The following is a 23,354-nucleotide window of genomic DNA, read 5'->3' as shown; positions in this document are numbered from 1 at the left end:
AAGGCGACCGCGAGCGCCGTCACCCCCGCCCAGGGGGCAACATACGACATTGCGCGACGCATGGGCACATGGTGGCATACGGTTCCGCCATGGCGAGTGTTTTGGTGGTCGAGGATGACGCAAATGTCCGGACTGCCTTGATTCGGGAACTGAGCGTGCGGTCGCATGTCGTGCGCAGCGTCGGCACCGCGATGGACGCCCTGCGCGAGGTGACGCAGTCGCCGCCCGACGTCGTCGTCCTCGACCTGGGGCTCCCCGACCTCGACGGCGCGGAGGTGCTGAAGATGCTGCGCGGCATCTCCGACGTCCCGGTCATCATCGCGACGGCGCGCGACGACGAGCCGGAGATCGTCCGGTTACTCAACGCCGGCGCCGACGACTACCTGATCAAACCGTTCTCCATCGAGCACCTCAGCGCCCGCCTCGCCGCGGTGCTGCGCCGGTCGGCGCGGTCCGGGCCGACCGCGGAGCTGAGCGTCGGCGGGCTGCACATCGACCTCGACCGGCGCGAGGCGACGCTCGACGGCGAGCAGCTCGAGCTCACCCGCCGCGAGTTCGACCTGCTCGCCTACCTCGCCGCCCGCCCCGGCCGGGTCGTCGCCCGGCGCGAGCTGCTCGCCGAGGTGTGGCGGCAGGCGTACGGCGACGACCAGACCATCGACGTCCACCTGTCCTGGCTGCGCCGCAAGCTCGGCGAGACCGCCGCCGCGCCCCGCTACCTGCACACCGTCCGCGGCGTCGGCGTGCGGCTGGCCGAGCCCGACCCGCGGTCATGAGGAAGACGCTCGTCCTGGTGTCCCTGGCGGTCACCTCGATGGTCGCGCTGGCGTTCCTGATTCCGCTCGCGCTGACCGTCCGGGAGATCGCCCGGGACCGGGCCCTCACCACCGCCGAGCGGCAGGCGAGCGCGCTCGGGCCCGTCCTCGTCGTCACCGAGGACCCCGCCGCCCTCGAACGCGCCCTCGCCAGCACCCAGGCGGGCGCCGCCGGGCGGATGACGGTGCACCTGCCGGACGGCGGGCTCGTCCCGAAGAACGCCCACGGCGAGTACAGCGCCCGTCCCGAGCAGCTCACCGAGGCCGGGCGCCGCGGCCGCTCCTACACCGCCCGGGTCAACGGCGGGTACGCCCTGCTCCAGCCGGTGTCGCTGGACGCCGGCCGCACCGCCGTCGTCGAGGTGTTCCTTCCCGACGACGACCTGTCGCGCGGCGTCTGGAAGGCGTGGCTCGTCATGACGACGGTCGCGTGCGCGCTCGTCGCCGGGTCCGTCGCCGTCGCCGACCGGCTCGGCAACCGCATGATCCGCTCCACCCGGCGGCTCGCCGAGGCCGCGGGCGCCTTCGGCGACGGCGAGCTGTCGGTGCGCATCGAGCCGGACGGGCCGCCCGAGCTGGTCGAGGCGGGCCTGGCGTTCAACGCGATGGCCGACCACGTCGTCCAGCTGCTGTCGGCCGAGCGCGAGATGGCGGCCGACCTGTCGCACCGCCTGCGCACGCCGCTCGCCGCGCTCCGGCTGAACGTCGAGGCGCTCGGCGACGGGCCCGTCGTCGAGCAGACCCGCGAGGCCGTCGACCGCATCGAGCGCGAGGTCGACCAGATCATCCGGACCGTGCGGCGGCCCACCGGGCGCGGCAACTGCGACGCCTCCAAGGTGCTGCGCGACCGCGTCGCGTTCTGGTCCGTCCTCGCCGAGGACGAGGGACGCTCCTGCGAGCTGATCGGCGCCGAGGGGCCCGCGCCGCTGCCGATCCCCGGCACCGAACTCGCCGCCGCCGTCGACGCGCTGCTCGGCAACATCTTCCGGCACACCGCCGAGGGCACCGGCTTCGTCGTCACCCTCCACCAGGGGCAGGGCGTCACCGGCATCCTCGTCGCCGACGGCGGCCCCGGCATCGCCGACCCCGACGCCGCGCTGAAGCGCGGCAGCAGCGGCGGCGGCTCCACCGGCCTCGGCCTCGACATCGCCCGCCGGGCCGCCGAGTCCACCGGCGGCTACCTGCGCATCCACCGCAGCGTCCTCGGCGGCGCCCAGGTGCAGATGTGGTTCCGGACCCGCTGGCTCCCGCCCGCCCGCCGCTCCCGGCGCCTCGTCGGCCGCCGCCGCCACTCCCGCACCTAACGCGGCCTTAAATCCGCCTTAACCGCGTCGCCCGCGCCGCCGCGCGGCCCTACCGTCTCCGGCATGAAGCGCCCCCGCTCCCCGTACGCGCCGCGCCGCTCCCAGTACGTCGCCGCCACCGCGATCGCCGTGGTGGGCCTCCTCGTCGCCGCGGCCATCGCCGTCGCCGGCGTCCTCGCCAGCGGCAACATCCCGACGGCGCCCAGCTCGTACTAGCCGCCTAATCCCGGTCGTGGTCGCCCGTCGCACCGTCGATCAGCTCCCGGACGACGTCCATGTGCCCGGCGTGCCGCGCGGTCTCCTCGACCATGTGAACGAGCACCCACCGCAGCGTCACCGTGGCCCCGTGCCAGGCCGTCCCGCGCGTTTCGAGGTCCAGTTCCCCGATCACCTGGTCCGCCGCGGCCCTGGCCCGCGCGTAGAACGCGACGATCTCCTCCGTCGTCTCGCCGGGCTCGACCCGCAGATCGGCGTCCGGATCGTCGTCATCGAACGGCAGCGGCTCGGTCTCCCGGCCGAAGGTCTCGCAGAACCACGAGTACTCGACGGCCCCGAGGTGCTTCGCCAGCCCGAGCAGACTCGTCCCGGACGGCGTCATACGCCGCCGCACCTGCTCGTCGTCCAGCCCCTGGAGCTTCCACAGCACCACATCGCGATGCCGATCGAGAGCCGCCTTCAGGCTCTCCTTCTCCCCGCCGGTATACGGCACCTCTTCCATCCGGACACGCTACAGCCCCCACAGGCGAAGGGCTCTGGTGGTACGAGCGGAGGCAGGCGTCCCGCGGCGCGTGAACGGGCCGCCGCCGCGAGGGCGGCGGCGGCCCGCCCGGCTCAGCAGTCGGAGTACCTGACGTACCACTTGCCGTTGCCGTTGCCGAGCTTGTAGTCGGCGATCCAGCGCTGCGGGCTCATCCGGACCCACAGGTACCCGTTCCGGCGCTGGATGGTGTCCCAGTCCGTCGTGACCCGGGTCCCGCGCGCCAGGGCGCCGACCTTCCGGTACCCGGTGCCCGGCCCGGAGCGGACGTTCAGCCCGTCCGCGGGCAGGACCGTCCCGTGGCACCAGCGGACGCGCTGCTCGTCCCGGACGAGGAGCCGGCCCATCGCCTTCGCGGCGCCCTCCGGCCCCACGATGATCGCCCCGGGGCCGCGCCCCTCTTCTTCCTGCTGTCCCGCCTGCGGCTGCGGTGGCGGCTCGGCCTCCGCCGCCGTCGCGATGCTCAGCGTCCCCGTGGCGAGCACACCCGCCACCAGTCCCGCACCGACCTTCGTACCTATGCGCATCTATCCCCTCCAAGTTCGTCCGATGCAGTCTGAACATAACTCAGAGTGACATAAGAGCGACACAAAGCAACGAAGACTCTTCTTGCCGTACACAGAGCACCTCTGGCGCTGCGATCTCCTGGTCGCGCCGGCGGTGCGGCCGGTCAGGCGGGGAGCGGCTCGCCGGTCTCCAGCAGCGACTTCAGGCCGGACGCGATCGCGGGCCACCCCTGGCTGATCATGTCCCGCATGACGCTGCCGGGATCGAAGCCGTCGTGGACGACGGTGAGCTTCACCATCTCGCCGAGCGGCTCGATCTCGAAGGTCACCTTGGTCCGCGACTCGGCCTGCAATCTGGCCAGGACGTCCTCGCCCACCCCGGCGCCCTCCGCCCATTCGGGGGTGAAGCTGTGCCAGGTGTAGGACAGCCGCCGTCCGGGCTCGCACTCCAGGACGACCTGCCGGGGGTCGCTCGTGCGTCGGCCGCCCTCCTCCCAGGTCATCTCCGAACCCGGCTTCCAGTCGGTGTCGAACCCGACGCCCCAGTAGCGGCTCGTGAAGGCCGGGTCGGTCAGGGCCTCCCAGAGCCGTTCGGGCGTGGACTTGATGTAGGTCGTGTACACGAAGGCGTCGCTGCCGTCCATCGTCCTCTGCTCCAGTGCTGTCTTGAGATCGGCGAGCGCGTTGGCGCGCTCCTGGTCGTAGCGCCTGATCCAGCGCTCGGCGATGGCGTTGACCGGCGCGGCGTTGAGGTAGTGCAGCTTCTCCCGGCCGCGCCGCGCCGCCACCACCAGTTGGGCGTCCTCCAGCACGGCCAGGTGCTTGCTGATCGCCTGCCGGCTCGTGCCGAGGCCCGCGCACAGCTCGCGCAGGCTCTGCCCGTTGCGCTCGTTCAGCCGGTCCAGCAGCTCCCGCCGGGTGGGATCGGCCAGCGCCCGGAAGACCTCGTCCATCCCCGCCACCTCCTCTACTGCCGCCATGATAGGCAACCATTTGGTTGCCTATCAAGGGCGATGCCGAGGACGCCTCTGCCGGAGGTCGTCCGGCGCGGGGTGGCTCCTGTCTGCCGAGAAGTAGGACGTCGGGAGTCAATTCCGGGAGCCGGTGCCGGTCGGGTGAAGCCGGCGGCGCTCGACTGTACTGAAGTGTTCCTCTGAAGTCATTCGCTTGTCTGCGCAGGTGAGCGCATTTCCGCGCGAGGTCTCCTGGCGGCCGCGGGTGATCTCTGAATAAGAGTGGGTGAGCCCTTCCCTAAGTGAGGCGCGAGGGTGGATCCTGCGGCGCCGCAGGTGGGGGAGTGCGCTGAGTCTGTCGGGGGTCGCGGGGAGCCAACACAGGAGCCACGCGCCTACGCGGACTTGACGGGCTTGCTCGCGAAGATGTCGTTCATGTGCTCGGCACCGTCGCGGATCTCGGGCTTGAGCTGGTGGCGGTAGACGGTCTCGGTGATCTTCGTACTGGAGTGCCCGACGAGGATGCTGATCTTCTCTATGGGCACCTCGTGGTCGCTCATGATGGAGACGAACGTGTGCCGTAGCTCACGCGGGCACCACTCACGAGGGTTGAGGTCCGCCGCCTTGAGCACCTTGGCGAACCGGTACCGGACGTGTTGCGCGGCGTAGGGCCGTCCGTCCTCGTGGCAGAACACGAGGTCGTGTTCCTGGTACGCCTCGCCGGCCTTGAGACGCTCCGCCGCCTGCTTGGTCTTAAGGCTGCGCAGCGCGTCAACGGCCATGTCCGCGACGCCGAGCCCGCGACGACTCAGCGTCGTCTTGGTCTCGCCCTTGTGCCGATCGGCGCGCAGGACGTAGATGGTTGCCTTGTCGAGGTCGACGTCACTCCACTTGAGAGTGCGGAGTTCCTCCGTCCGGAGTCCGGACATGATCGCGAGGATGATGTACGCGCCGAGACGATGCTCGGGCTTGCTCGCCTCGTCCAGGAGAGCCTTGGCCTGCGCGAGGCTCAGCGAACGCGACTTGCGACCCGCCTTGCCGTTCGGCGTGTCCACCAGTTCGGCGACGTTGCGCGCGATCCTGTCGTGCCGCGCCGCTCTGCGGATCGACCGTTTGAGGACGCTGTGAACGATGCCGAGCGAGGACGAGGTGAGGTGCTCCGCTCGTCCGTTGAGCCAGGTCTCGACGTCGTCGGCCGTGAGTTCATTGAGGCGCGTTCGGCCGATGAACGGGATGAGTTGGTGTGTGGCGAGTGACCGGTAGACCTCGCTCGTTGCCGGTGACTTGCCGGTTCTGGAGAACGCGGCGAGGAACTCGTTCACCGCGTCTTCCACGTAGTAGTTGCGCTCCGTCTTGACGCCCTTGCTGAGGTCTTCGACGGCTTGCCTGAGCTTGTCCTTGACCTCTGTCTTCGTCCGTCCTTTCCTCTTGAGCCGCTTGCGCTTACCGTCCGGGCCGAACCCGAGCGAGATGGCGCCGGTGTACCCGTCGCCCTCCTCGTAGATCGTCCCCTCGTATTTGCCGATGAGGATCTTCGCCAACCGGATCCCTCCTCGTATCGGTCGAGGTCACCACCGACCATAACTCAAGACGTCCCTAGACGTCCCTCGTGTGGGGGGTCCGTTCGCGGTCATGTGCGGGACGGACCTTCCGGCGGTTGTCAGCGGTTGGCCTCTTCGAGGGAGGTGACGAACTCGGCGATGTGCCGGTCAGTGATGCGGCGCAGCTTGCCGATCTTGATGCTGTGGAGTTGGCCGGTGCGGATCAGGAAGTAGACCTTGTCTCGGCCGATGTTGAGGATCTCGGCCACTTGCTCGACGGTGTACGCCTGCACGGTCACCACCTCCTCTCGCCCGAGGCGGTGTGCCAGGGGCGTGCGTGATGTGGGTTGGCGATCATCTCCTTGGTTGCGGACTGTGCTCGTCTCCGTCTCGTCTCACGGAGGTCTCTCGGCTTCCTTACGTGCAGGCGCGCGCGTGAGACGAGACGTTGAGACGATCACGGAGTGTGGTCGGGCGCCTTGTAGCGGCCGCGTCCGACCTGGACGGCGCGGCCGGTCTTCACTAGCTCGTTGAGGCGCCGGTAGAGGGTCGGTCGGCTCATCTCGGTGATCATGAGCAGGTGAGCGATCGGAAGCCCCTCGTCCGGCGCGCCGTCCAGGGCTTCTCCCAGGACGCTCTCGGTGCGGTCTTCCCTGGACGGCCTCAGTGGGACGGACGCCGCTGAGACGGGCCGCAGAAGCGGCGCACTGGCTTCGTCCAGCGCGCGCCGCGAGACCTCGTCCAGGACGGGCCGCAGAGCCTCATGTCGCTCTGCGGCCTCGCTCACGGCGTCGTCGGTGAGCAGGTAGGCGCGGCCTCGTCGGGGCGTGTCGTGTTCGGGTGCGGACAGCAGGAACTTGCCCGGTGCGTTGAGGGTGTGGGCGTGCCATCCGGCGTTAAGCATCCCTTGCCCAAGGATGAGGTCGACGTCTTTGCGCTCTCGGACGCGGAAGCTCACCCGGACGTCCATCTGCGAGCGGACAGCGCCCTTGCCCATGGCCTTCTGTGTCGGGCGCTGCGTGGCCGCGATGAGCGTCACGGCAACAGCACGCCCACGGCGCGCGATCGAATCCGTGTCGCTCGCCGCGTCCGGTGCGTCATCGGCGAGTTCGGCGTACTCGTCCACGACGATGACGAGCGCGGGCACCTCGGGCGCCGGATCCCAGACGCGTCGGCCGTTCGCTGTGAGCCACTCGGCGCGCGCCTCAAGAATCGTCACGGCATCGCGCAGCATGGCGCGGGCTTGCTCGGGTGTGGTGGCGAGCCGATCGATGCAGGACGCCCACGGCTGCAACTCCATGCCGCGCTTGAGGTCGATGGCCCAGATGACCACGTCGCGGCAGGCACTGAGGTTGCCCATCAGGACGTTGATTCCGCCGCTCTTTCCCGAGCCGGCAACGCCTCCGATGAGCCCGTGACGTCGCAGCAGCAGAACACGCGCGCTGGTCGCGTCTTCGAACGGTCCGAGGTCGATCGGCTCGGTGATGGAGGAGACGGACGGTCCAGGCCATGGGATCGCATCGGCGTGGGGGTCGGTGTTGAGCACCCGGAGTTCGAACCGGTTGGCCTTGTCGTCGCGCGTGGGGAAGACGCGCACCGCGCCGCGGAATGTCCCGAGTGCCGATTCGATCGCGGGCACTTTCGTGGTGACGTCCTGGATGGTCTGGCCACCCGCGAGGGCGAAGCGTGCGCGCCATCCCCACACGTCCACCACGGCGGATTGTGCGCGTGAGCCGGCGAGCCCGATCGACTGGGCGATCTCTGGCCATGCCGCGATCTGTCGGTCGACACGCACCTTGGCGCGCCGGCGCCGATGTACCCACCACGGCACGGCGAGCACGCCCCCACCCACGGCGAGCACCTGGAGGAGGGGTGAGAACGCGATACCGAGCGCGGTAACCGCAGCCAGCCACCCACCGGCACCCATGACCACGGCCGCGCCGTACAGCCGTTCCGTGCGGAGAGCGAGCCCGAACCGATCCCCGAACATGGCCAGCACCCACGCGGCGACCGTCGCGAGGACGAGCAGGTACGGCCACCAGTGCGGACGCGCGACGTGCAGGACGAGGCCCGAGACGACGAGCGCGGTCACCAGGTACAGGGGAGCGAGTTCGGACCGGTACCGCCACAGCGCCCGAGCCACCAGCACAGCGGCGACGTCGGAGAACTGGTCGTCGCGGTCGATGATGACCATCGGTTGAAGCCCGTTGCGGCGCATCTTCTGCGCATGCCGCCGCATCTGCCGCGACCGGCTCATGAACGCCCCCACGCGTCCGGCGGTAGATGCCCTTGCGCGCGCAGCTCATCGCGCAGGTAGTACAGCGGATCCGGATCGGCGTCGCGTGCGGCCTTGAGGGTGGCGCGCCCTGCCGCCGCCAGGTTCGCGCGGTCACGGCGCACCTTCACCAGTTCGGCCGTGAGCCGGGACAGTTCGGAGACCAGGGCGGGCGAGTCGGCGAGCGCGGCATTGAGGCGAAGCCACAGATCGGCGATGTACGGCATGGCCTCCGACAGAGCAGAGACGATTTCACGGGCGGCGAGGTTGCGGGCACGGACCCCCTGAAGGTCGATCTTGACGTGCTGAGGGATGTCGGGCACTGGGGCATCACTCCCTTCCAGCGGGACGTCAGTTCTGAGAGAGGGACTGGACGAGGACGGTCACCAGCCGGCGGATGTCCGGCGCGGCGCTGGTCGCGGCGAGGAAGAACCCGAACAGCAGGCACACCGCCACGTGCCAGGCGCGCAGGCCCATGTAGCGCCACGCGAGCCACACCACCGCGCCGAGGATGGCGACCAGCGGAATCGAGACGTTCACGCGCTCACCCCTCCGGCCACAGGTCGGGGTGCCGGTAGCCGCGTCCGCGCCGCAGCCAACGGGCGCGGGCGCGGCACTTGCGGCACCTGCGGTTGCCGAGGTCGACTCGCGCGCCGCACGGGCAGCGGTGGTCGGTGATAAGGCGCGGCATCCGCACGCTCATCGACCCACCGGGACGCGCGTCGGGGCCTCGTCACACGTGCGCGTGGTGAGCAGCCGCCGCGATACCGCGCCAGCGCGGGAGGAGTCGGGACGGGACGGGTGGGAGCGGCTCCGCATCACGCGGCGCTCTTCGGCGTGGATGCCGATGACGAGCATGGCGAAGATGCCGCAGGTGGAACCGGCGAGGAACACGGCGATGATCGCTGCCAGAACGAGGATCATGTGCGATCACTCCTCTCGTACGGCCCGTGTCCGGCGGGGGCGGCTCGGGCGTTCAGCGGGCTACGAGAAAGAGAGTGCGCGTGACCAGCGGGACGAGATCACTACATGACTGGACGTGTTCATGACGTCCTCATAGGGTTGACCGCGTCCCAGGACGTCCCGCGATCCGGACGGGTGCATGCCGAACGAACGCCTACGCGCCACACTGCTAGAGCAGGGCCTGACCATCGCCACGCTCGCAGAGTCGATCGGCGTCGACCAAAAGACCGTGGAACGGTGGATCACCAAGGACCGCACCCCCTACCGGCGGCACCGCTACGCAGTGGCTTCACGCCTGGGCGTCGATGAGACGTTCCTGTGGCCCGACGCGCTCACCAACGAGCAAGTCACTGCGGCCTCCAGCAGCGAACTGGTCACCATCTACCCGCGCCGCACCATGGTTCCCAGGGACGCGTGGGGACGTCTGTTCGCCGCAGCCAAAGAAGACATCGGCGTCCTGGTCTACTCCGGCCTCTTCCTCTCCGAAGACTCCGGCATCCAACGCACCTTCGCCGAGAAAGCCAAAGCAGGCGTCCGCGTCCGCATCCTCCTTGGCGACCCCGACAGCCCCCAGGTAGCCGAACGCGGCGCAGACGAGGGCGTAGGCGACGCCCAAGCCGCCAAAATCCGCAACGCCCTCGTCCTCTACAAGAACCTGCGCAAACAAGACGGCGTCGAGTTCCGGTACCACAACACGGTGCTCTACAACTCCATCTACCGCGCCGACGACCAACTCTTGGTCAACACCCACGTCTACGGCATCACCGCAGCACTCGCCCCCGTCTGGCACCTACGCCGCATAGCCGGCGGCGACCTGGTGAACACCTACCTCGACAGCTTCGAACGCGTCTGGGAAAACGCCACACCCATACCGGGGGACTGACATGGGCCGCAGGATCGACTACTACGACGACCCCAACGCGCCCAAAGCCAACAGCCTCGTCCCGTCTGTCAACGTCGTCGTCACCAACGACAACGGCGACATCCTCATGATTCGCCGGACGGACAACGACAACTGGGCAGTACCGGGAGGCGCGATCGATCTGGGCGAATCCGTTGCACAGGCTGCGGTCCGCGAGACCAAGGAAGAGACCGGCGTCGACTGCGAGATCACGGGCCTCGTCGGGATCTACTCGGACCCCAAGCACTTGATCCACTACACGAGCAACGACGAGGTTCGCCAAGAGTTCTCGATCCTGCTCACAGGGCGCCCCACAGGCGGCGAACCTCGCCCGAGCGACGAGTCAAGCGAAGTCCTCTGGATCCCCGCTGACGAGGCCGCAGACAGGCAGATGGACCGATCGATGAAGCTTCGTATCGGCCACTATCTGGAGAACAGGCAACAGCCGGTCATCACCTGACCGACTCAACGGCGCGACATCAACTCATCCCGAACGCGATGAACGGCGCCAACGATGTACGGGGAGGACGTAGTGATGGAGCGGGTGACGAGATGACCGTCACCGTACCGGGACAGGATCTCCGAAAGCCGATCCTCTACCGCCAACTCCTCGCCGTCTGGACTCGTGGTCATGTCGCAGTAGATGAGTGAATCCGTAAGCTCCGGAGGCTCGGTCCCGAACTCGCTCGTCAACTCGTCAACGAGCCCTCGTTCCCGAGCCTCCACAACCGCGCAAGTGTGGTGAGCCACGAGCCCACACAAATGCTCGTCCGCCCGGTGAACGTCTCGCAGAAAGCGTCCACCATCCAGAGGATGGAACCCAGTCACCACCAGGTCAGGCGCATACCCGACGTCGTGAAGCCAAGCGGCGGCCTCAAGCAAGTCGGCGCGGTCGCCGAGCAGAGGTGCGAGAGTCCTTGCCTGGCGGGCGACACCCTGCGTGTGCGCCCAGCGGCGCGGCAACGCACTCTCCAGGTGATGACGTGCGATCTCGCGTGCCCACTCGGCGGTGCTGTTCATGTCTCTGACGCTACGGGCACGTCACTGGACATCCACGGACGCCAACGGCTCATCTAGGGACGTCTTGGCAGCACGAACCGTCCCCGACCGTGAACGCACTCCACCAGCCCGGCGGCCTCCAACTGTTCAATCGCTCGCCTTGTGGTGAACCGTGCGACACCGTAGCGGTCGCCGATTTTCGCTTCACTCGGCAGGAGACTGCCCACTGGCAACGAGCCGTTCTCAATCAATGCCCTGAGGTCTGCCGCGATGCGCTCGTACGTCGGCCGCACCTTCTCTACGGAGTCGGATCGCACGAACCTGCCCAGTCCCGTCACGACCGTGACCAGCTCCTCGTCCTGGAGGACCCGCAGCGCGCGGCGCACCGTGTCACGGGCAACGGCGAACTCTCTGCTCAGCTCATGCTCTCCAGGCAATCGCCCGCCCGCTGGATAGGTCTCGTCCGCAATACGTCCCCGCAGTACCTCAGCGATCTTTCGGTAGGTGGCACCTGACCCTCGTGTCACCGCGCACTCCACCACACGCGCACGAGGCCCAGAGCGGCGACCGCTCCGGGCCTCACCTCACCTCCGACCTTCACCCCAGATCCACAAAGGCGCCGAGGATGCGTCGAGCAAGCCCACGCCGATGCCTTCCGCCTCCGGCGTCGGTATTCGCCGTAGGCGGGCGGGGAGCAACGTGGCGCGTGGGCTTGCTCGCGGCGGAGACAGCAACCCACCGCCCCGTCGCGTCCGTCTGCGGGCGAGGGCTGACGGTCCTACGGGAGGGGCTCGGCGGCGAGCAGGTGCGCCGATGCCGTCCAACAGGCCGCGCCATCAGAGCGTGCCCTCCGTTGCAGGAAGGCCGTCACGGTTGGCGAGCCTGCCCTTGACCCACACCACCGCGTCAACGATGCGCTCGGCCTCAGTGATCGGATGCCCCGACGAGTCGAAGAACCAGAGGTGACCACCGTCCCGGTCGAAGGGCCGACACGTGATCTTGTCGGACAGCATGGGGTTCTCGTCACAGCAACCCGGCGCTTCCAGGTTGCGCACCTTCAGTCCCGTCGAGGTCAGTTCGACGACGAGGCGATGTGCGCGCAGGTGAGCGCCCAGCGCGGCCAACCGCGCCTCGGCCGCGCTCAGACCAGAGAAGGACGTCGACTCTGCATCGGTCTCACGGGGCTGGTCGAAGGACATGGAGCCTCCTCAACGAGGTTGCTTGGGGGACTTGGCCGCCCAGAAACCGCAGGTGCGGCACCTCGGGCGTGTCCAGAAGCCTCGTTGGCAGGCCGGGACCTCTCCACCGGCAACTAGGGACGTCTAGGGACGTCTTCTGCTAGCGTCAGTCCTACCTTGCATCTCGGGAGGTCCGGTGAACGACCTGTTGCGGCGAGCCCTCGAAGAGACCCGACTCACCGAAGAGGAGGTAGCCAAGCGTCTCGACGTAGACCCCAAGACCGTCCGCCGCTGGCTGTTGGGTCGCATCCCCTATCCCCGCCACCGAGCGACCCTTTGTGACCTCCTGGACCACACCGCCGACGACCTATGGCCCCAGCTCTCCGCACCGCGCCCGCTTCCCGAACCACCGGGCGCCCAGATCCTTGCCACCTACCCGCACCGCTGGGCCGTCCCCCGAGCCGTCTGGCAACACCACTTCGCCAGCGCACGTCATGAGATCGGCATCCTCGCCTACGCCGGCCTCTTTCTCCCCGAAGACCAAGGCGTCATGCGAACTATTGCCGACAAGGCCCGAGACGGCGTCACCGTCCGCATCCTCCTCGGCAACCCAGACGGCCCCCGCATCTCCGAACGGGGCGCAGACGAGGGCGTTGGCGACTCCCTAGCAGCCAAGATCCGCAACGCCCTCGTCCTCTACGAACCCCTCCGCGACCTCGATAACGTAGAGATCCGCCTACACGACACGGTGCTCTACAACTCCATCTATCGAGCCGACAACGATCTTTTGATCAATCCCCACGCCTATGGCATCCCCGCATCCCACGCCCCGGTGCTCCACCTTCGCAACACCCACCCGAACGATATGGCCGTCACCTATCAACAAAGCTTTGACCGGGTCTGGCAGGGCAGCGAGACTATCTGAAGCGATCCTTAATGTGCTCCGCAATCGTTGCGCCGATTAGTTTCCCGATGACAGGAGGTACAGCATTTCCGATAAGACGCCCAAGTGGAGCAAACTCCACTTTGCCTCCGGGAGGTATAAAATCATACCCCAAGGGGAACCCCTGCAGAATGGATGCCTCGCGCAAACTGATAGCGCGATCTTGAGACGGATGCCCAAATCGCCCCGTGCCAAAATTGTAAGCCATCGTAGTGATCGTTGGCGATGGATCGTCCCACAGCATTCGGGCATAAACACTTCGAAAAGTGGCCCCCGTGGCTCGACGATGACACGGTGCTCGAAGCTCGGGAGGCCAATCCTCCCACGTTCCTCCAGGTGTGGAAGCTCGGATTCTCTTCAGATTGATTTCCGAGAGATTGCGGCTCCGATGCAGTGAATCGATGCGATCGACCTCGCCATTCTCAATAGCGGGCAAGTTGCCGATAGCATCTCTAACCGTAATAAAACTTCCAGGCGCGTAAGTTCCGTCTGGTATCTTTATAGGGCCAAGCCTTGACGCCAGTAGGACTAGTCGCCGACGGTGCTGAGGAAGCCCGTATTCTGGACAGTAGACGGATTTATAAGAGACATGAAAACCATTCGTCTTCAGCGTCGAAATGAACGTCTGAAAGATAGTGGAACTTGCGATGCGCGGAACGTTCTCCATAGTCACAACGTGCGGTCGGGTTGTGCGTGCTAGACGTCCGAACTCGCTAAGTAGGGACCATTCTTTCTCGCGAGAGGTGTCCACGCCTCGACGATAAGAAGAGAAGGGTTGGCAAGGTGCGCAACCCGCCAAAACTTTTACTGTCCCGCGGCCCCATAGGCGATTGAGCTGGGCGCCGGAGACAGTCTGCACATCCTGTTCTAGAAAGCGTCCACCGATATTAGCTTCGAATGGATATTTGCATCTCGGGTCCGTGTCAATTCCGGCGACAACCTTGACACCAGCTTCTGAGAGACCTTGAGACAGGCCGCCTGCACCGCAGAACAAGTCGATCGCCGAGATGCCTTCCATGGTACTAGCCTAGACGATCAAGCAGCCACAGCGGTACCTTAAACGCTCGTGTTGCACATCTTCAGGCAAGATCGCGGAAGTTGGGCAAGCCAGCGGCCAACCTCAAGGGCGCTTGGGTGACGTAACGGTCTCTGCGAGGGAGTGCTCAGTCGCTCGGTAGCTCGAAGAGCGTGCCAGTATAACCATCATCCCGGTCTTCAAGTGCAGTCGGCTGTATGGACTTGGAAACCCCGATGGTAGTTGTATCCCCCTTCTCTTTGATCGCGCTTGTTGCTACACCGATAGGAGGGGCTTCATCCTCGTTTTCTGCAAGCTCTGTAAGTAGGGCGCGAATGCGGCCCAATTCCTCTTGCCGATCTATGTATTCCCTGTAGCCAGCGTAGGCGTCCGCCAGAAGCTGCTCATACTTGAGAACCCGAATCTTCTTTGCGGCAAGCAAATTCTGTGACTCAGCAAGTCCGTTCGGATTGCTCCAGTCGCGCAGGTCCCTCCCAATAACGCAAACCACTTCAACAGGCTCGTCTCTGCCGGCGTCCTTCAGGTAGCGTAGAAGCGCGTTCCGGTATTTATCTACTTGCTTGAGTAGCGTATAAGTGTCCGTTACCACCGAGTTGCGCTTCAGTTCAACTATGACATGCGTTCCGGTGACTTTTTTATAGCGGATGTCGATACGAGAAAGTCTCTCCTCATCGGTCAGCTGATTGTTGATCTTGGCAAACGTATCTCCTATACGTTCTTCCATCATGCGGTCGGTTGCGCGCTCCCACGACGGATCCAACAGCCAGAGATGCTCAAAAAGATGCTTTTGTAGAATCTTTTCGAGTGCATCATTATCGACATGTTCTCGAAGTTTGTCGATAACACGAAGGCGCTGGACGACGATTTGGTAGTATAGGGCAGCCTCCAGATCCTCTATGCTCTTGAATAGGCTCGTCACGGCCGCGATGTCCTGAGGCTCCATGTCATCGAGCGCTTCCAAATTGTCCCTGTATCGCAACGCCTCGAATGCCAGTACGGCATGAGAGAATAGTTCGGAACGCTGGCGCTCGCTATCTACTGTGAGTTGATTTATTTTCCCGAAGAGGCGCTCGGCTTTCTTTCGACTATCGCGACCGAGAGTGCCGAACCATTCTTTGATATTTTCGTTCTCAAATGCAGCCTTTTTGCCTTCAGAGTTCCTGTGTTCAGTCCATGCGGAGCCTATGCGGGTTATTTCGATCTGCAGCCACTTCAAAAGTTCTTGGTAGCGAGGATCGTCCTCTATGATGCGCTGCCGGCTGCTCGTGGCGATGTCGCCTTTATCATCCTGATCCAGGAAGTCTGCGTGGAGTTCCCCGATCAGATAGGCGCGAAAAATCTTGCCCTCGTTTATCTCCTCCAAAAGATCCTCATGCGCCAACTTTCCACGCACCATAAGCGAAATTCTGTTGAGGTTATCCCCTTCTCCCTCCTTCAATGATCCGGAATGCTTGACTGTCCCGATCCAGCCCGTAATTGTTCTGTCCGCCAACTCTTCCGAGCTAACCGGGATGCTTTGATCGACGTTGATGCATCGCCTGACTACAGCTTGAGCGACCTCATCGGGGCCGTATGTCCAGACGTATTGAAGCTTGTGAAAATAGTCTCTATCCGCAATTGTAACCTCTTCCCCGTCGATGAAAAGGCGAAATGAATGCTCTGCGCCAAGGATGGAGAAGCGTCGGGCTAGACGCTTCCTTAGCCCACTCTGGACGTTCGCAAGACCTTTCTTGAGATCCGTCAGCACGATCCGCGTTCCACGCTCGAAGTCGACGACTTCCGAGGGGAGTGGCTCTGGATGATATGCGCGCATATTCTGCGCATCGTCACCAATCGCCTGGCGAATGCCATCGATGGTCATACGCAGGGCATGTTTCTGGCCAGATCTCGTTGAGTGGACTTCCACTGTTTCGGCGATTGAAAACAGTGAAAGCTTGCCAATTCCTTTTCTTCCCATGACCGCGCGATTGAAGCGTTCAGTCTTTGCCCTATTGTCGTTTCTGCGCTGGTAGCCAACATTGAGATAGCGGTCATTGATGTCAGTAAGATCCATGCCTTCGCCGTCATCTTTTATGACGACTTGATGCCGAGACGTGTCTATTTCGATCGTTACGGTCTCGGCATCGGCGTCGTATGCGTTGGCCACGACTTCGGAGATGACTGCCGGAATATTGCTGTACAGATTAATGCCGAGATGGTTCAGGACGTTGAGATTGATGCTCATCTTGTAGGGGGGGTCTTCCGGCACGGTGTCTCCCTTCGAAGCTTCGCTGCAGCGAACCGCATGGCCGCCTGCTCAGAGATTAGCCAAGGATGCCCTCCCAGAGTGTGTAGTGACCGCTTGTTGCCCAACGGCGAGGCCGACTGGTGCCGCGGCGGGCGGGGTTCAGGCGCGTTCGCCCAGGTAAGAGCCATGTCGTGCACTTGGAGGCAGCGCGTGTGCGTTGGGCACCTGATGAGGCCGTGGGATGTGTGGGTTGCGTGACTTGCCGTGTGGTGTCAGAGCCCGGCCGGTCGCAACTGGATGGGAAGGAGCGGTATGGCCGCTGTACGTCTAGGTTACAGGTGTCCGCCTAAGAACTCCGATCTTGTGCGACGCTGGTGGCCCTGCATCCTGTGGAGTAGATCCTAGTTTGACCGCAGGTGGCTTGGCTAAGGGACGCTGCATGACGCCAGGGCCAAGACGAGGTCGAATAGTCGACGGTAGGGAATTTGTAGTAATTCTACGAGATGAAAGACTCAATCTTGGTCCATGGTTCTCCTCGAACGCGTCCCGCGCCTCAGGTAGTCAGCTAACGCCGAAGCGAGTTGTGGCGAGTCCCTCAGCATGCCGGCTGCCTTATTGCATGATGTGCAGAGAAGTCCTCTTATGCATTTGCCGCATGATCCGACAACCCAGTCGCAACAGTCGTGATCGTGATCGACGTGGAAAGAGCGGCCGAGCGAGTCGCCAGCTGTGGCTCCACAAACAGCGCACATACCGTTCTGTTCGCGGAGCATGGCATCGTAATCGTTTCGATCTATATTATGACGCCTAAGGGCATGGCACATGCGGCAGAAAGAGGAAGGACTTTGATTGCTGCGTTTTGGATATTCTTCCGGAAGCAGCCATTGTTTGCAGGAGCTGCACTGAATCTGTCCGTGCTGATTGGTTCGCTTTTCTTTGCGAACATAAGACGATATTGGCTTTTCTGTTGTTCCGTACGTCTTCAGTCGATGGTAATGACTTGAGCAATAGCTGTCCGTTGCTGCAATTCGATCACATGCCTCGACTCTGCATATGTCGCCTTCGCGCGGCTCGCCCGTCCTAACTCGCTGCTCTCGCTCGGCGCGAAGAAGTTGTGCATAGTGCTGTGTGCAATGTCCGCGACTGTGCGCCCTTTTTGAGCATTTCGGCACCATGCATGTCGGTCCGTACTTGGATCGCAGTGGCTGTAGCGCCTTACCCTTCATGAGTTGCTGGTAGTGGCCACTGCAATACCCTCGGCTTAGTATCAGTCTTTGGCATCCGTCAAACTTGCAAGTACGGTCTCCCCAATCGGTCAATTATGCTCCTCGATTCAATCCGGTCATCGTATGACGCTCGCAGGTCCGCTGACCGTACCGGCAGGTGCCGACAGAACGAGGCACTCACACCTGCTCAGTAGGAGAGGGAAGCCTCCGTCGTACTGAGCAGGTGTGACGGAGGCTTCCGGCTCACGCTTGGGGCGGTTGGTTTGCGGTAGCGATGATCTGTTTGACCTTGCGGCGGTCGATGTTGTGCTTCTCGGCTAGGTAGCGCTGGGAGACGGGGCGGCCGGGGCCGTCCAGGCTTGCTAGGTACTCGGCGAGCACCGCTTGTTCTGAGGTCTGCTCCACCTCGGTGCGCAGTGGTTCGAGGTGCTCCACTGTGGTGCGTTGCTCGTTCCGCTGTGGTGCGGTGTGGGTTGCGGCGGCGCGGGTGAGGGTCATGAGGAGTTCGAATGAGCCCACGAGGGCGAGTGCCGGCCATGCGCTCACGAGGGCGCCTATGACGCCGTGGGACGCGCCGTGCGCCACGTTGGCGCCTACCGTCGCCACGATGCCTACGGCGAGGCTCCACTTGGCTAGGGCTGGTGCTGGTTGCTTCCGGCGGCTTGCGTCGAGGATGACCATGGACGCCGCCCAGATGAGGCCGTCCACCGTGAAGGGGACGAGGCGTGCGGTGGTGCCTGCCTCGCCGTGGGAGCGGACGAGTTCGTAGGCGTGGCGGTAGGAAATGATCGCGGCTACGCCGGCGACTGTCACGACGGCGAGGGCCGTTGTGATGCGGGTGAGGCGGTCAACCACGCGTCAACTCCTCTCGGAGGTCAATGACGCAGGGGTCGTGCTCGCCGTGGATGAGGGTGAGTTCGGCGAGGGTCAGGGCCGTGATGGCGCCGTTGCGGTCTAGGGGCGTTGGCCATGTGGTGGCGTGCCAGGCGTTGCCCGTGCGGGTTGCTGTGGCTATGACCTTGCCGTTTGTGGTGGCGGTCATCTTGGTTTCGGTGATTTCGAGGGCCATGGGTTGGGCCTCCTCCCTGCTGAGGGGGAGGGAGCCAGGGGAGCCAATCTCGGGAGCCAACGTGAGTCGAGATGGTCCGACTCGCTTCGACTGTGCCGGACGGTTCCCCTGGGCTCCTTCCCTTGTTTTCGCAGGTGGGTGGCTACCTAGTCGACTTCCCCGGACGGCCTCGGACGGTGCCTGAATAAGGCTTGCTCAGGGGTTCCCTAAGTGAGGCTTAAAGGCGTTCTGCCGGGAGGGGGCGGGGCCTAGCGTTGCGGGTGTCAGACATAAGAGACGGCGGAGGTGCACAGGCGGAGAGCGAAGCGAACGTCGGCTGAGGTTCCGACTGAGGTTCCTGATTGAGACAGGTTTCTGGCCCGCACGGCCCCGTAACCCCGCTCTGGGGCCGTGCGGGCCAGAAGCCTTTTCAGCGGGGGAGGGCGCCCAGGAGGAGCAGCCGGAACGCGTCCGCGGTGCCGGAGGGGTCGCCGGTGGCGAGGCGGCGGATGGCGAGGCCGTAGAGCATCGCGACGATCGCGGGGGCGTGGCGTTCGGCGTCGGGGATGCCGAGGGCCTTGAGGACGGCGGTGGCCAGCTCGTCGTAGGCGGCGACGGAGCGCTTCGAGGTCTCGCGGATGGCCGGGTCGCGGGCGGCGTGCAGGTGGAGTTCGAGGTTCGCGATCTGCTCGGGGCCGTCGGTGAAGTCGAGGATCGCCTTCTCGACCTGGTCGGGGGCCTGGGCGGGGGCCACGCCGGAGTCGGCGAGGGCCGTGGCGTAGGCCGTGATCCGGGCTATCTCCGCTTCGACGAAGGTGTGCAGGGCCTCGCGGAGGAGGTCCTCCTGGCTCGGGAAGTGGTAGGTCAGGCTGCCGAGGGAGACGCCGGCCGCGCGGGCGACGGCACGGTTGGTCACGGCGCCGAGTCCTCGCTCGCCGATGAGGCGGAGGGTGGCCTGGAGTATCTGGTCGCGGGCGCTCATCGGGGCACAGTCTTCCCTAGGTCGTGCGGGTTCAGTATCGTTCGTTCGAACGAACGATACCGGGAGGTCGCGTGTTGGGGTTGGCGGGGCAGGCGGCGGCGCTGGCGCGGGGGGACGTCTCGTCCAGCGAACTGGTCGAGGAGAGCCTGGAGCGCATCGGGCGCAAGGAGTCGCTCGGGGCGTTCCGGGTGGTGCGGGCGGCGGCCGCGGCGCAGGAGGCGCTGGCGGCCGACAAGCGGCTCGCGGAGGGGGAGCGGCTGCCGCTGCTCGGCGTGCCCGTGGCCATCAAGGACGACACCGACCTCGCGGGGGAGACCACGCCGTTCGCGGTGGCCGGCGACCACCGGCCCGCGGTCCGGGACGCGGAGGTGGTGCGGCGGCTGCGGGCGGCCGGGGCCGTGATCGTGGGGAAGACGACGACGTGCGAGCTCGGGCTGTGGCCCTTCAGCGAGTCGCCCGAGTACGGATGCGCGCGCAATCCGTGGAACCCCGACTACACGCCGGGCGGGTCGTCGGGCGGTTCCGCCGCGGCCGTGGCGGCGGGGATGGTCGCGGCGGCGGTCGGGTCGGACGGGGCCGGGTCGATCCGCATCCCGGCGGCGTGGACGGGCCTCGTCGGCATCAAGCCGCAGCGGGGGAGGGTCTCGGGGTATCCGCAGACCGATCCGTTCAACGGCATCACCGTGTGGGGGCCGCTGGCGCGGAGCGTCGAGGACGCCGCCCTGATGCTCGACGTGCTGAGCGGGAGCCACCCGGACGACGCGTACCAGATCGATCCGCCGACGACCCCCTTCGTGGAGGCGGCCCGGCGCGAGCCCCGGAGGCTGCGCATCGCCGTCTCGTTCCGGACGGCGTTCGGGGTCAGCGGCAAGCTCGATCCGGAGATCCGGGCGGCGGTCGAGCGGCTGGCCAGGAGGCTGACCGACCTCGGGCACAAGGTGTTCCCGGCGGACCCCGACTACGGGCTCGTCGGGCTCGGGCTCATCCCGCGCGGGACGTCCGGCGTCGCCGACTGGCTGGACTCGCTGCCGAACCCGAGGCCCGAGCCCCGGACGGAGGTCGAGGCGCGCATCGGGCGCGTCGTCGGGAAGCGGCTGCTGCCGCTGGCGAAGAGGATGGACCCCTACCTGCGGCGGAAGGTCGGCCGCATCTTCCAGATCGCCGACGTGGTGCTGACGCCCACGACGGCGAAGCCGCCGCTGCGGGTCGGGGCGTTCGACGGAGCCGGCTACCAGAGGACGCAGTCCGGGGTCGCGGCCGCCTGTCCCTACGCGTGGACGTGGAACGTGCTCGGCTGGCCGGGAGTGAACGTCCCGGCCGGGTTCACCAAGCGGGGCCTGCCGATCGGGGCGCAGCTCCTCGGGCACGACTCTGACGAGGCGACGCTCATCTCGCTGGCCGCGCAGTTGGAGGCCGTGGAGGGGTGGGTCGAGCGGCGCCCGTAGGCGGGGCGGCGGGCCGTCCGGAGGCGGCCCGCCTCCGTGTCAGTAGCCCGCGCCCGTGAGCATCCCGCCGTCGACCAGCACCTCGCTGCCGGTGCAGTAGGACGAGTCGTCCGAGGCCAGGTAGACGACCAGGCCCGAGACCTCCTTGGACTTGGCCATGCGGCCGAGGGGGAGGGAGTTCAGGAACGCGTCGGCGCTGTCGGCCTTGGCCGCGATGATGTCGTCCTGCATGAACAGCGGGGTGACCACGCCGCCGGGATGGATCGAGTTCACCCGGATCCCGTACTTGCCCAGCTCGCGAGCGGCGGACTTGGTGAGGCCGCGGACGCCGAACTTGCTGGCGCTGTAGGCGGCGAGGCCGGACGCGCCGATGAACCCCTCGGTGGACGACACGTTGACGATCGAGCCGCCGCCGGCCTCCCGCATCGGCGCGGTCACCGACTTCACGCCGAGCCACTGGCCGACCAGGTTCACGTCGAGGATGCGGCGGAACTCGTCGAGGTCCATGTCCTCGATGGTCTTGTGCCGGATGATCCCGGCGTTGTTGACCAGGACGTTCAGCGCGCCGAACGCGGACGTCGCGGTCTCCACGGCCGCCTGCCAGTCGTCCGGCGAGGTGACGTCCATCCGGACGAAGCGGGCGCCGTCCCCGAGGTCGGCGGCGAGCTTGGCGCCCTCCTCCTCCAGGACGTCGCCGAACACGACCCTGGCCCCCTCGTCCAGGAACCGGCGGACGTGCGACTTGCCCATCCCGCGCGCACCACCGGTGATCAGCGCCACCTTGCCGTCCAGCTGACCCATCAACGCTCCTCGTCGCCGCGTAGCCTGCGGCTAACCTAGCGAACGCTTGGTCAACGGAACAAGGCGGCCCCGGGCCGGAGATCAGGCGCGCAGGCCCGCGAAGAGCAGCGCCAGCATCCGGTCGGCGTACGCGGCCGGGTCGGGGGTGCGCTCGGACGCGACCCCGATCGCGTTGGTGAGCCGCAGCAGGTCGCGCGGGTCGACGTCGGCGCGGACCGCCCCCTCCCGCTGCGCCCGCTCCAGCAGCCGGCCGAGCGCGTCGCAGATGGCCGCCGCGGCGGCGCCGAGCCCGGTGTCGGCCCACTCCGCCGACATCGCCTCGATGATGACGGTGGAGGTGCCGCGCGGGGTCGCCGCGCCCGCGAGGTAGCTGCGCAGCCAGCGGCCGAGGGCGGCCTCCGCACCGTCCGGGCCGGGGTCGGCGAGCAGCCCGGCGGCATGCGCGAGGAGCCCGTCGATCCGCTCCCGCAGGACGGCGTGCAGCAGCGCGTCGCGGGTCGGGAAGTGCCGGTACAGCGTCCCGGACCCGACGCCCGCGCGCTTGGCGATGTCGTCGAGGGAGGCGCCCGTGCCGTGCTCCATGAACGCGGTCCGGGCGGTCGTGATGAGGCGCTCGTAGTTGCGGCGGGCGTCGGCCCGCATCGGGCGGGTGTCCATGGGCACCGTCCAGCGATCTGGCGGATGACCTGCGGTGGTCACCGCCTTGCGTTGGGACGAGCCTGCCACCTTCCAGGGTGGACGCGCTACCCGTGGCCGCCGCGGGACAGCGCGTCCCGCGACAGCCGGTCGGCGCGGCGGGTGGTCTCCGGCAGCCGGTATTCGGGCGTGAGGGCCAGGACGTTCCGGCACGCCGTGTCGAGATCGATGCGGTGCCCGACGGACACGAACACCGGCTTCACACCGTCCCGCGTGCGCAGTATTCGCCCCACGACCTCGCCGCCGTCCACCAGGGGGCTCGTGTCGCCGCGCTTCTCGCCCGGCTGCTCGTGGCCGCCGACGAACGCGGTCTTGCCGACGCCGATGGACGGCAGCCCGGTCAGCACGCCGAGATGGCACGCGAGCCCGAACCGGCGGGGGTGGGCGATCCCGAACCCGTCGCAGACCAGCAGGTCGGGCGTGGTCGCGAGGCCGCGCAGCGCCTCCAGCAGGGTCGGCAGCTCGCGGAACGCGAACAGGCCCGGGACGTAGGGGAACGCGGCCGTCCCGACGGCCACCGACTCCTCCAGCACCTCCAGGGTGGCGCCGTCCAGGACGACCGCGGCGGCGGCCAGCCGCGTCCCGGTTCCGCCGCCGTCGCCCGCGTAGGAGACGTCCAACCCCGCGACCGTGCGCGGCGCGGACGGGCCGGGGACGTCCAGTTCCAGCAGCGGGCGCAGCCGGTCCTGGATCGCCTCGGCCTCCTCGGCCGTGGCCGGCCAGTCGTGCAGGTCCCGTACCTCCATGCCCGGGACGCT

At 66.4% G+C, this 23,354-nt stretch carries 30 protein-coding genes; 8 read left to right on the top strand and 22 right to left on the bottom strand.

The annotated features are described in order from the left end of the window. Positions 1–89: 89 nt before the first annotated feature. From CHF16_RS04950 to CHF16_RS40105, 3 genes are all read left to right on the top strand, one after another. Positions 90–776: a response regulator transcription factor gene (locus CHF16_RS04950; protein WP_179271390.1), complete on the top strand. Its 687-nt coding sequence runs from the start codon at positions 90–92 to the stop codon at positions 774–776. Continuing rightward, positions 773–2,119, top strand: coding sequence for a sensor histidine kinase (locus CHF16_RS04945; RefSeq protein ID WP_089324699.1), 1,347 nt, complete (start codon positions 773–775; stop codon positions 2,117–2,119). The genes CHF16_RS04950 and CHF16_RS04945 overlap by 4 nt, the downstream gene beginning before the upstream one ends. 63 nt (positions 2,120–2,182) lie before the next feature. Further along, on the top strand, positions 2,183–2,335 hold the full coding sequence (locus CHF16_RS40105; RefSeq protein ID WP_179271389.1) for a hypothetical protein: 153 nt from the start codon (positions 2,183–2,185) through the stop codon (positions 2,333–2,335). Positions 2,336–2,339: 4 nt separating this feature from the next. Here the strand turns inward: CHF16_RS40105 and CHF16_RS04940 are convergent, their stop codons facing one another. The 10 genes from CHF16_RS04940 to CHF16_RS04900 form a co-directional block, all read right to left on the bottom strand. Beyond that, complete coding sequence (locus CHF16_RS04940; protein WP_089324698.1) at positions 2,340–2,837, bottom strand: DinB family protein; 498 nt, start codon at positions 2,835–2,837, stop codon at positions 2,340–2,342. A 113-nt stretch (positions 2,838–2,950) separates the two neighbouring features. After that, positions 2,951–3,403, bottom strand: a complete 453-nt coding sequence (locus CHF16_RS04935) for an SH3 domain-containing protein (RefSeq protein ID WP_143227877.1) — start codon at positions 3,401–3,403, stop codon at positions 2,951–2,953. A 143-nt stretch (positions 3,404–3,546) separates the two neighbouring features. Then, positions 3,547–4,362, bottom strand: a complete 816-nt coding sequence (locus CHF16_RS04930) for an ArsR/SmtB family transcription factor (RefSeq protein WP_245868222.1) — start codon at positions 4,360–4,362, stop codon at positions 3,547–3,549. A 368-nt stretch (positions 4,363–4,730) separates the two neighbouring features. Then, on the bottom strand, positions 4,731–5,876 hold the full coding sequence (locus tag CHF16_RS04925) for a site-specific integrase (protein WP_179271388.1): 1,146 nt from the start codon (positions 5,874–5,876) through the stop codon (positions 4,731–4,733). Positions 5,877–5,995: 119 nt separating this feature from the next. After that, complete coding sequence (locus CHF16_RS04920) at positions 5,996–6,175, bottom strand: helix-turn-helix domain-containing protein (protein WP_067635957.1); 180 nt, start codon at positions 6,173–6,175, stop codon at positions 5,996–5,998. Between the two features lie 158 nt (positions 6,176–6,333). Continuing rightward, positions 6,334–8,145 (bottom strand): FtsK/SpoIIIE domain-containing protein, encoded by a 1,812-nt coding sequence (locus CHF16_RS04915; RefSeq protein WP_245868221.1) that lies wholly within the window; start codon positions 8,143–8,145, stop codon positions 6,334–6,336. Next, entirely contained in the window at positions 8,130–8,474 is a 345-nt protein-coding gene (locus tag CHF16_RS04910) for a hypothetical protein (RefSeq protein ID WP_089324694.1), read from the bottom strand. The genes CHF16_RS04915 and CHF16_RS04910 overlap by 16 nt, the downstream gene beginning before the upstream one ends. Positions 8,475–8,502: 28 nt before the next feature. After that, positions 8,503–8,691 carry a hypothetical protein gene (locus tag CHF16_RS04905; RefSeq protein WP_089324693.1) on the bottom strand — a complete coding sequence of 63 codons (189 nt, stop codon included), beginning with the start codon at positions 8,689–8,691 and terminating at the stop codon, positions 8,503–8,505. Between the two features lie 4 nt (positions 8,692–8,695). Beyond that, positions 8,696–8,842, bottom strand: coding sequence for a hypothetical protein (locus CHF16_RS40100; protein ID WP_179271387.1), 147 nt, complete (start codon positions 8,840–8,842; stop codon positions 8,696–8,698). Between the two features lie 8 nt (positions 8,843–8,850). Next, on the bottom strand, positions 8,851–9,075 hold the full coding sequence (locus CHF16_RS04900; protein ID WP_089324692.1) for a hypothetical protein: 225 nt from the start codon (positions 9,073–9,075) through the stop codon (positions 8,851–8,853). 178 nt (positions 9,076–9,253) lie between these two features. Here CHF16_RS04900 and CHF16_RS04895 point away from each other — a divergent pair, with 178 nt between their 5' ends. Next, positions 9,254–9,997 carry a helix-turn-helix domain-containing protein gene (locus CHF16_RS04895; protein ID WP_089324691.1) on the top strand — a complete coding sequence of 248 codons (744 nt, stop codon included), beginning with the start codon at positions 9,254–9,256 and terminating at the stop codon, positions 9,995–9,997. Between the two features lies 1 nt (position 9,998). Beyond that, entirely contained in the window at positions 9,999–10,475 is a 477-nt protein-coding gene (locus CHF16_RS04890) for an NUDIX domain-containing protein (protein ID WP_089324690.1), read from the top strand. A gap of 5 nt (positions 10,476–10,480) precedes the next feature. Here CHF16_RS04890 and CHF16_RS04885 read toward each other — a convergent pair whose 3' ends face one another. The 3 genes from CHF16_RS04885 to CHF16_RS04875 all read right to left on the bottom strand — a co-directional run bounded on the left by CHF16_RS04885 (position 10,481) and on the right by CHF16_RS04875 (position 12,213). Beyond that, positions 10,481–11,035, bottom strand: coding sequence for an HD domain-containing protein (locus CHF16_RS04885; RefSeq protein WP_089324689.1), 555 nt, complete (start codon positions 11,033–11,035; stop codon positions 10,481–10,483). Positions 11,036–11,088: 53 nt separating this feature from the next. After that, positions 11,089–11,541 (bottom strand): GntR family transcriptional regulator, encoded by a 453-nt coding sequence (locus CHF16_RS04880; protein ID WP_089324688.1) that lies wholly within the window; start codon positions 11,539–11,541, stop codon positions 11,089–11,091. A gap of 309 nt (positions 11,542–11,850) precedes the next feature. Continuing rightward, positions 11,851–12,213, bottom strand: coding sequence for a hypothetical protein (locus tag CHF16_RS04875; RefSeq protein ID WP_089324687.1), 363 nt, complete (start codon positions 12,211–12,213; stop codon positions 11,851–11,853). A 175-nt stretch (positions 12,214–12,388) separates the two neighbouring features. On the opposite strand from CHF16_RS04875, the gene CHF16_RS04870 reads away from it, so the two are divergent. Continuing rightward, positions 12,389–13,117, top strand: coding sequence for a phospholipase D-like domain-containing protein (locus CHF16_RS04870; protein ID WP_089324686.1), 729 nt, complete (start codon positions 12,389–12,391; stop codon positions 13,115–13,117). On the opposite strand, the gene CHF16_RS42040 is transcribed toward CHF16_RS04870, so the two are convergent. The 3 genes from CHF16_RS42040 to CHF16_RS42130 all read right to left on the bottom strand — a co-directional run bounded on the left by CHF16_RS42040 (position 13,110) and on the right by CHF16_RS42130 (position 17,150). After that, positions 13,110–14,153, bottom strand: a complete 1,044-nt coding sequence (locus tag CHF16_RS42040; RefSeq protein ID WP_089324685.1) for a DNA cytosine methyltransferase — start codon at positions 14,151–14,153, stop codon at positions 13,110–13,112. The two genes, CHF16_RS04870 and CHF16_RS42040, sit on opposite strands and share 8 nt — an antisense overlap. A gap of 145 nt (positions 14,154–14,298) precedes the next feature. Further along, positions 14,299–16,419 (bottom strand): BbrUII/HgiDII family restriction enzyme, encoded by a 2,121-nt coding sequence (locus CHF16_RS04860; protein ID WP_089324684.1) that lies wholly within the window; start codon positions 16,417–16,419, stop codon positions 14,299–14,301. Between the two features lie 491 nt (positions 16,420–16,910). After that, a complete protein-coding gene (locus tag CHF16_RS42130; RefSeq protein ID WP_425427475.1) occupies positions 16,911–17,150 on the bottom strand; it encodes an endonuclease domain-containing protein in 240 nt (79 codons plus the stop codon). On the opposite strand from CHF16_RS42130, the gene CHF16_RS40090 reads away from it, so the two are divergent. After that, positions 17,088–17,402 (top strand): hypothetical protein, encoded by a 315-nt coding sequence (locus CHF16_RS40090; protein WP_179271384.1) that lies wholly within the window; start codon positions 17,088–17,090, stop codon positions 17,400–17,402. The genes CHF16_RS42130 and CHF16_RS40090 overlap by 63 nt on opposite strands. A gap of 465 nt (positions 17,403–17,867) precedes the next feature. Here CHF16_RS40090 and CHF16_RS04850 read toward each other — a convergent pair whose 3' ends face one another. The 3 genes from CHF16_RS04850 to CHF16_RS04840 all read right to left on the bottom strand — a co-directional run bounded on the left by CHF16_RS04850 (position 17,868) and on the right by CHF16_RS04840 (position 19,654). Continuing rightward, complete coding sequence (locus CHF16_RS04850) at positions 17,868–18,479, bottom strand: DUF2637 domain-containing protein (protein ID WP_089324682.1); 612 nt, start codon at positions 18,477–18,479, stop codon at positions 17,868–17,870. Next, the gene (locus tag CHF16_RS04845) at positions 18,472–18,693 is read right to left on the bottom strand and encodes a hypothetical protein (protein WP_089324681.1); all 222 of its coding nucleotides are present in this window, start codon (positions 18,691–18,693) and stop codon (positions 18,472–18,474) included. Before CHF16_RS04845 ends, CHF16_RS04850 begins: the two co-directional genes overlap by 8 nt. Before the next feature lie 409 nt (positions 18,694–19,102). Further along, positions 19,103–19,654 carry a TetR/AcrR family transcriptional regulator gene (locus CHF16_RS04840; protein WP_089324680.1) on the bottom strand — a complete coding sequence of 184 codons (552 nt, stop codon included), beginning with the start codon at positions 19,652–19,654 and terminating at the stop codon, positions 19,103–19,105. 71 nt (positions 19,655–19,725) lie between these two features. On the opposite strand from CHF16_RS04840, the gene CHF16_RS04835 reads away from it, so the two are divergent. After that, positions 19,726–21,099, top strand: a complete 1,374-nt coding sequence (locus CHF16_RS04835) for an amidase (RefSeq protein WP_089324679.1) — start codon at positions 19,726–19,728, stop codon at positions 21,097–21,099. A 39-nt stretch (positions 21,100–21,138) separates the two neighbouring features. Here CHF16_RS04835 and CHF16_RS04830 read toward each other — a convergent pair whose 3' ends face one another. The 3 genes from CHF16_RS04830 to CHF16_RS04820 all read right to left on the bottom strand — a co-directional run bounded on the left by CHF16_RS04830 (position 21,139) and on the right by CHF16_RS04820 (position 23,342). Continuing rightward, the gene (locus CHF16_RS04830) at positions 21,139–21,900 is read right to left on the bottom strand and encodes a glucose 1-dehydrogenase (RefSeq protein WP_089324678.1); all 762 of its coding nucleotides are present in this window, start codon (positions 21,898–21,900) and stop codon (positions 21,139–21,141) included. A gap of 81 nt (positions 21,901–21,981) precedes the next feature. Then, positions 21,982–22,557 (bottom strand): TetR/AcrR family transcriptional regulator, encoded by a 576-nt coding sequence (locus CHF16_RS04825; protein ID WP_218826528.1) that lies wholly within the window; start codon positions 22,555–22,557, stop codon positions 21,982–21,984. Positions 22,558–22,643: 86 nt separating this feature from the next. Next, positions 22,644–23,342, bottom strand: coding sequence for an endonuclease V (locus CHF16_RS04820; RefSeq protein WP_089324677.1), 699 nt, complete (start codon positions 23,340–23,342; stop codon positions 22,644–22,646). Positions 23,343–23,354 lie beyond the last annotated feature (12 nt).

Origin of the sequence: Actinomadura meyerae (assembly GCF_900188445.1) — a bacterium.
In the GTDB taxonomy this organism is placed as follows: domain Bacteria; phylum Actinomycetota; class Actinomycetes; order Streptosporangiales; family Streptosporangiaceae; genus Spirillospora; species Spirillospora meyerae.
This window is presented reverse-complemented; position numbering and strand designations above follow the sequence as displayed.

Excerpts from the sequence above, each read along its gene's own strand:
- CHF16_RS04945 (WP_089324699.1), top strand. The coding sequence starts at position 773 with ATGAGGAAGACGCTCGTCCTGGTGTCCCTGGCGGTCACCTCGATGGTC.
- CHF16_RS04935 (WP_143227877.1), bottom strand. The coding sequence starts at position 3,403 with ATGCGCATAGGTACGAAGGTCGGTGCGGGACTGGTGGCGGGTGTGCTC.
- CHF16_RS04930 (WP_245868222.1), bottom strand. The coding sequence starts at position 4,362 with ATGGCGGCAGTAGAGGAGGTGGCGGGGATGGACGAGGTCTTCCGGGCG.
- CHF16_RS42040 (WP_089324685.1), bottom strand. The coding sequence starts at position 14,153 with ATGGAAGGCATCTCGGCGATCGACTTGTTCTGCGGTGCAGGCGGCCTG.
- CHF16_RS42130 (WP_425427475.1), bottom strand. The coding sequence starts at position 17,150 with ATGTGCGCTGTTTGTGGAGCCACAGCTGGCGACTCGCTCGGCCGCTCT.
- CHF16_RS40105 (WP_179271389.1), top strand. The coding sequence starts at position 2,183 with ATGAAGCGCCCCCGCTCCCCGTACGCGCCGCGCCGCTCCCAGTACGTC.
- CHF16_RS04890 (WP_089324690.1), top strand. The coding sequence starts at position 9,999 with ATGGGCCGCAGGATCGACTACTACGACGACCCCAACGCGCCCAAAGCC.
- CHF16_RS04895 (WP_089324691.1), top strand. The coding sequence starts at position 9,254 with ATGCCGAACGAACGCCTACGCGCCACACTGCTAGAGCAGGGCCTGACC.
- CHF16_RS04820 (WP_089324677.1), bottom strand. The coding sequence starts at position 23,342 with ATGGAGGTACGGGACCTGCACGACTGGCCGGCCACGGCCGAGGAGGCC.
- CHF16_RS04825 (WP_218826528.1), bottom strand. The coding sequence starts at position 22,557 with ATGGACACCCGCCCGATGCGGGCCGACGCCCGCCGCAACTACGAGCGC.
- CHF16_RS40100 (WP_179271387.1), bottom strand. The coding sequence starts at position 8,842 with ATGCCGCGCCTTATCACCGACCACCGCTGCCCGTGCGGCGCGCGAGTC.
- CHF16_RS04875 (WP_089324687.1), bottom strand. The coding sequence starts at position 12,213 with ATGTCCTTCGACCAGCCCCGTGAGACCGATGCAGAGTCGACGTCCTTC.
- CHF16_RS04940 (WP_089324698.1), bottom strand. The coding sequence starts at position 2,837 with ATGGAAGAGGTGCCGTATACCGGCGGGGAGAAGGAGAGCCTGAAGGCG.
- CHF16_RS04900 (WP_089324692.1), bottom strand. The coding sequence starts at position 9,075 with ATGATCCTCGTTCTGGCAGCGATCATCGCCGTGTTCCTCGCCGGTTCC.
- CHF16_RS04885 (WP_089324689.1), bottom strand. The coding sequence starts at position 11,035 with ATGAACAGCACCGCCGAGTGGGCACGCGAGATCGCACGTCATCACCTG.
- CHF16_RS04950 (WP_179271390.1), top strand. The coding sequence starts at position 90 with ATGGCGAGTGTTTTGGTGGTCGAGGATGACGCAAATGTCCGGACTGCC.
- CHF16_RS04840 (WP_089324680.1), bottom strand. The coding sequence starts at position 19,654 with ATGAGCGCCCGCGACCAGATACTCCAGGCCACCCTCCGCCTCATCGGC.
- CHF16_RS04845 (WP_089324681.1), bottom strand. The coding sequence starts at position 18,693 with ATGGCCCTCGAAATCACCGAAACCAAGATGACCGCCACCACAAACGGC.
- CHF16_RS04830 (WP_089324678.1), bottom strand. The coding sequence starts at position 21,900 with ATGGGTCAGCTGGACGGCAAGGTGGCGCTGATCACCGGTGGTGCGCGC.